This is a genomic window from Phocaeicola sp. (assembly GCF_048170425.1).
Lineage (GTDB): Bacteria > Bacteroidota > Bacteroidia > Bacteroidales > Bacteroidaceae > Phocaeicola.
In genome coordinates this window covers 1-6197 of sequence record NZ_DBEXBB010000116.1, presented here as the reverse complement: position 1 = coordinate 6197, position 6197 = coordinate 1, and the positions used below count along the sequence as shown (strand labels likewise).

Sequence of the window (6197 nt, the reverse complement as noted above, 5' to 3'; positions counted from 1 at the left end):
TCAATTCTGCTGGCACAGGAGCATTTACTTCTTTTATCCAATCAAAAATCTTTTTCTGCAAAGCCGAAACGGTTTCTTTATTTTCACAAGATAAATCATGTTCCTCCATCGGGTCCTTAACCAAATCAAACAATTCCACGTTCTTATTTTCGTAATAATAAATCAGTTTCCATTTGCCTGATCGTATAGAAGTATAAGGTCTTGCCCTAAAACCTTTTCCATTGTCTGTATACGATTCCAAATAGGCTGGAAAATGCCAGAACAAATCCCTCTCAATATAAGACTTTTCATTACTCAATAACGGATAAATATCCACTCCATCAAGTTCAGTACCAACCTTTCCCTCCAGATACATTTGGAAAGTCGAGAAGAAATCTACATTGTTGACCGGACAATCCGAAATACTACCGGCCTTGGTTACTTGCGGCCATTTAATTATCAAAGGTACCCTATTTCCACCTTCATACGGCATACCCTTCCCTCCTCTGACTGTATAATTATCCGTTATAGGTTCAGAACCACCATTGTCAGAATTAAAAACAATTATAGTATTATCACTTATACCTAATGAATCTATTATACCGCATATCTTTCCCACACTATTATCCAGTGTTTCAATCATTGCGGCATACACTGAATTTGTGTGATATTTACCTTTCACTTTCTTCTCGTATTTATCCACGATATCCTTAGGAGCTGTTATAGGCGTATGCACGGCATGATGTGCTAGATAAAGGAAGAATGGTTTTTCTCCCTGTGCAGATTCCTTTATGAAATTTACGGCCTCATCAGTCAGTCTGTCTGTAAGATACTCTCCTTGTCTGCCTTTCTCCAAACCTATGTGACACATCCCCTTGCCATTGCAATAAGGATAATAATAAGAATATGGTGTTCCGGCCCTTCCTCCAGCCACATTCACATCAAAACCTCTTGACAACGGTCCTGTACCATCCTCCTCATCACCCAAATGCCATTTTCCTACATGCCCGCATCTATAACCGTTTCTTTTAAACAGTTCTCCCATTGTAGGTATATCTCTCCTCAAGTCCTCGATATTGGGAATAGGAATCAGTTTACGTTTGGTTCTGTCTCCCCTATCCGGAGGACTTACAGTAAATATTCCATGCCGTGGAGTATACATCCCGCTCATAAAGCAAGCTCGGCTTGGAGCCGAATTTGCCGCAGAAGAGTATGCATTCGTAAATACCATTCCCTCTTTAGACAGTTTATCAATATGAGGGGTCTCATAAAAATCACTCCCAGTATATCCAGTATCATTCAAACCAAGATCATCAGCCATGATAAACACAACATTCAGCCCCTTATCCTGAGAATATACGGAATATGGGAGTATCAAAGATGAAAAGGCTATAAAATACTTATTTCTCATAGGGGTAAAGTTATTTTGAATATATCACTTTTCTTATGTTCTTTCTTTATTATCTCTATCATCTGTTTTACTATTTCAGGGTGATTGACAGAAATATCATTATCTTCATGAATATCATCAGCCAAATTATACAGATACGGAACACCTTCCTTGACCACAAGTTTCCAAATTCCCATTCGTACTGCTATCTGGTCTGTTTCATGAAACTCCCAATAAAGATAATCATGTTTTTTCTGGTTTTCATCATCACCTAACAGCGTAGAGACAAAAGAGATGCCATCAAAACAATCACCTTCAAGCTTTTTGTTTATGTATTTTTTAGGAAACTTCTTATCACCGATAAGTTCGCAAAAGGTAGGCATAATATCATAGAAAGCAAGCTGATGATCATTTACGGTACCAGCTTCCACTTTTCCCGGCCAACGCACAATAAACGGAATCCGTATGCCACCCTCATAACATTGGCGTTTCAAGCCACGCAATTTGCCATCACGACCAAAGAAATCCGGGTCAGCTCCTCCCTCTTCATGAGGACCATTGTCACTACTAAATATTACCATTGTATTTTCATCCAGCCCCTTTTCTTTCAGTTTTGTAAGTATTTCACCCACATAGGTGTCCAAACGAGTAATCATACCGGCAAATTCTGCATGAGTATGCACCGAAGGGTTGTATCTGCTACCCTCAGATCCACCCCAAGTTTTATCATGAAAAAACTTCTCTTTATATTGTTTTAAAATAGAATCATTAGGCTGAACAAGCTCAGCATGAGGAAGTGTGTAGGTAAAGAATCCATAAAAAGGCCGACTACCATCCTGAGAGTCTATCCACTTCAAGGCTTCCTGATGAATCATATCCGCAGAATACTGAGGACGCTTCTTGTAGTTCTCACCATACATTGGATACTTAATATTCTTTTCCATCGTGATACGTATGGTAGTAGTATCTCCTTTCGATTTACTATACCGATTCAAGAAATTGGGATAATAAAGATGTGCTTGAAACTGACAGATAAACCCATAATATTCATCAACACCACGCTTATCCGGAGTAGAACAAGAACCCTCATATCCCCCAGCCCACTTACCAAACATGCCGGTAGTATATCCGTTCTTCTTCATTATTTCAGGAAGAATGATATGGTTTGGGTCATAGGGTTCCTGGCCAACTACGGTATACTCATCATTATCACCATATTTCATTAGCGGAGAATTTCCCCAATACTCTTTGTTGCCACGCACATGCGAATGTCCTGAATGCTGACCAGTCATGATTGTGGCGCGTGACGGAGCACTTACAGGGCTACCCGCATAGGCCTGAGTAAATCTCATACCCTCTTGAGCCATACGGTCTATATTAGGTGTACTTATATATTTCTGGCCATAACATGCCAAATCTCCATAGCCCATATCATCACAGAGAATAAAAATAATGTTAGGCTTCTGTTTAGATGTCGCACTTGCCACACAGAAAGGAAGAGCTATAAGGCAGCTTGCAAATAACAATTCTTTTTTCATCATATAAGCTTTTAAAACAAGTCCTGGTTTATTAAACAAACCAGGACTTACCGTTCAATATCAATTATTACCAACCGGGATTCTGTTCAAGTTTATCATTCAGAACAATTTCAGTAGTAGGAACCTGGTACAAATAATATTTCTCCAACCATCCTTTAGGTTTCGGGAACAAAAACACATTTCCCTCTGCCAGAGAACCGTTTATGCCATCCGACTCACCCGTTTCAGGATTATATAACGTAAGTCCAGCTGCATTTGCAACTTCTTTCTTAACCCAAGTACCGATTGTTACTCTATTAAGGAACCAGGGAGCCATCCTCCATCTGCGAATATCATAAAAGCCAAAACCTTCACCCATGAGTTCTACAATTCTTTCTCTACGTATTTCCCAAAGAACAGGATCTACAAGCACGCCGTTTTCATTATCCTTTGGATAGTACTTTCCACGGTTAGGATCAAAAGAATCATTAATATCTGCAACTATCATTTTGTCAACGCCTGCACGTTCGCGAAGTTTGTTTATAGTTGCCTCTACTGTGGACTGGTCAATACTTCCATTCAATTCATACTGTGCCTCTGCCTCATTCAAAAGAATTTCTTCAATCTTGAAAATAGGCTTATCAGCTGTATTCAAATCTCCATTATTAAAATTAGTTTCCCAATTATTCCAATTTTTCCAAACATAATATCCGGAACGGCACATCACATAAGCGCCAACCCCCAGTCTAGGTATTTCAGGAACAAGCTTAGCAGTCCAGTTCTGCCCAGGTAATCTCTTCATCCCAATGCCCGGATTAGAGCAAGATTCGTTTTTACCCATAAGTTCTATATACTCCTTATCTCCCTCATTATCCGTAAACGACCATGTCGCATAATCGCCCTTCGCTTCTTTCACTTTGTACGGAGGAATAACCGTCTGATAAAGCCTTGGATCACGATTTCTGAAAATATAATACATGTCTTTTTCTTTCCCATGATAATCTGAACTTGGATTTGCAATAGGTTTTCCATTCTTCATCAAATATAAATCCACAGTAAACTGGTTCATTTCTATAGGATGAGAGGAAGTATGCTCCACATAACAGGCTCCATGAGGATTGATATTTTCCACATACGATTTATACAAGATGACACCCGGAATATCTTTTAAGTCTTCTGTAGTCCACATTTCACCATACCCAGTAGCAGGAGATGTATCTGTTCCTTTATACAACGTAGGATATGCTTTCATAAGAATTGCATTTGCAGCAATACATTCTTTAAGGTAATCATCCCCTCCTGAAAGCCCATGGTATTTACGCCATGTGCCCTCACGAAGACCAAATCTTGAAATGGCAAAAAGAATACAGTTCTTGTTTATGGTATTCTCACCGTCATCGAAGTCACCTATATTTTCATACGCCCATTTTAAATTTTCCATTACATTTTGAGCCACTATATCCCTGCTAATTCTTGGCCCGTATGTCTCTGGTGAACTTTCATCCAAAACCGTATCAACCCAAGGCACATCACCGAATCTGTCGATAAGTTCCATATACCAGAATGAATGGAAAAAGTTTCCTACAGCACGCCAATGATCCTTTTCAGCCTGTGTCATCTGTGAATCATCCAGATGAGACCACATTATATTAATTCTTCGTATGAATGAACTGAAATCCCAGCCATTTCCTGAGGCTGTGCTACCCTTCACCTGATTGGCAAATTCATTATAACCGGACACATTATTTTTCTGAAGGTAACCTGCATCCACATCACCAAGATAAGTGCCATTGGCACCCCATGCCGAGCCAGAAGCAATAGATGTCCTAATTGTCGTATTCGTAAACATCTCATAACAAGGCCACATGAAAGCCTTGAAATTATCATAAGAACTGAACGCAGTCTCTTCTGTCAATTCTGTGACAGGCGTTTTGTCAAGAAAACTATCATTACAACTTGTAAATGAAAGACTTGACAATATCATGACATGAATAATAATCTTTTTCATAAAACTATACATATTAGATTTTACAATGTAACATTTATACCGAACGAAACTGTACGAAATGCCGGATAGTCCCAAGTCAATGTTTCAGGGTCAATACCTTTAGGCAACGAAGAGAATGTAGCTAAATTTTCCACACTCACAAAAGCCTTCAACTGTTTCAGGAACAATTTGGAAATCAACGTTCTAGGAAATGTATACGAAAGTGTTACATTCTTTATTCTGAAATAAGAGGCATCACATAGATACTTGTCAGATTCACGATAATTGGAAGCTTGATTTCCATAACTGCCGTAAATACGAGGAAATTCAGCATTAGGAGTGATACAAGTATAATCTCCATTTGCAGCATCTGCCGGTTGCCAATAATTCTCAAGTCCATCATATAGTGGAATAAATTTAAAGTCTGAATATAATGGGAACGTCAAGGTATTAGCAATCCACTTATCCCTGCGGCCAGTTCCTTGCATAAATATACTCAAATCAAATCCCTTGTATCCTACTCCTAAATTGATTCCGTAAAGATATCTTGGTGTCTCATTTCCTATTACCTTTCTATCCCCTGGATTATTTAAGGTATTATCGCCGCTGGTAATCAAGTTGACACCCTTCTCATCATCACGCAGGTTCTTGAATTTCACGTCACCTGGCATAGGATTTGCATTATCAGGTTTAGCAATACCGTCCTTTAATTCCCATGTAGTCGTATTCTTAAAATCAGCTACAGTATAGAAGCCATCAAATTCATACCCCCAAATCTCACCAATCTCTTTTCCTTTATAGTAATCCCAAAACGTATATGTTCCTCCTGTATAAATATTTGTTCTCTGACTACTAAGCAGACAATCAGAATTACCATCATATTTAGTAATGATTGATTTACTATCAGAAAGATTGAATCCTAACCTATATTCAAAATTACCAATCATATCCCTCCAGTTTAACGCTACTTCCCATCCTCTGGTACGCATATCTGCAGTATTCTGATAAGGAGCCTCCGCACCCACCACAGCAGGCAACTGCATACCTGGAGCCAACATTCCACTGGTATTTCTCTGATACCAGTCAAAGGTACCTGTAAGTCTGTTACCCAGCATCGTCAAATCAAGACCAACATCGACAGTCCCGACCTTTTCCCATGTAAAATTCTGACTTACAAGAGAAGGTAATCGAGTAGGAGGAAAACGAAGTAGTTTTCTTCCTACTTTCGTTTTCCGACCTCTCACACCACCACGCATGCGGTTCCGCACGTGGCGGTTCTTTATTTGGGATACCATTTGAGATACTCGTCATAGAGGGTTGGATA

The 6197-nt window shown here is 39.2% G+C and carries 3 protein-coding genes and 1 pseudogene; all 4 read right to left on the bottom strand.

Annotation, left to right across the window (positions count from 1 at the left end):
- On the bottom strand, positions 1–1390 hold a 1390-nt coding region (locus ACMJ0U_RS04665; protein WP_417128487.1), incomplete at its 3' end, for a sulfatase.
- Positions 1387–2910 carry an arylsulfatase gene (locus tag ACMJ0U_RS04660; RefSeq protein WP_417128486.1) on the bottom strand — a complete coding sequence of 508 codons (1524 nt, stop codon included), beginning with the start codon at positions 2908–2910 and terminating at the stop codon, positions 1387–1389. The genes ACMJ0U_RS04665 and ACMJ0U_RS04660, both read right to left, overlap by 4 nt.
- Before the next feature lie 64 nt (positions 2911–2974).
- Positions 2975–4894, bottom strand: a complete 1920-nt coding sequence (locus ACMJ0U_RS04655; RefSeq protein WP_417128485.1) for a RagB/SusD family nutrient uptake outer membrane protein — start codon at positions 4892–4894, stop codon at positions 2975–2977.
- 20 nt (positions 4895–4914) lie between these two features.
- Positions 4915–6060: pseudogene (locus tag ACMJ0U_RS04650) on the bottom strand (TonB-dependent receptor domain-containing protein); the annotation flags it as partial.
- Between the last annotated feature and the right edge of the window lie 137 nt (positions 6061–6197).

What these genes read in the sequence shown, in the direction of transcription:
- ACMJ0U_RS04660 (WP_417128486.1), bottom strand. Translation starts at nt 2,910, where the DNA reads ATGATGAAAAAAGAATTGTTATTTGCAAGCTGCCTTATAGCTCTTCCT.
- ACMJ0U_RS04655 (WP_417128485.1), bottom strand. Translation starts at nt 4,894, where the DNA reads ATGAAAAAGATTATTATTCATGTCATGATATTGTCAAGTCTTTCATTT.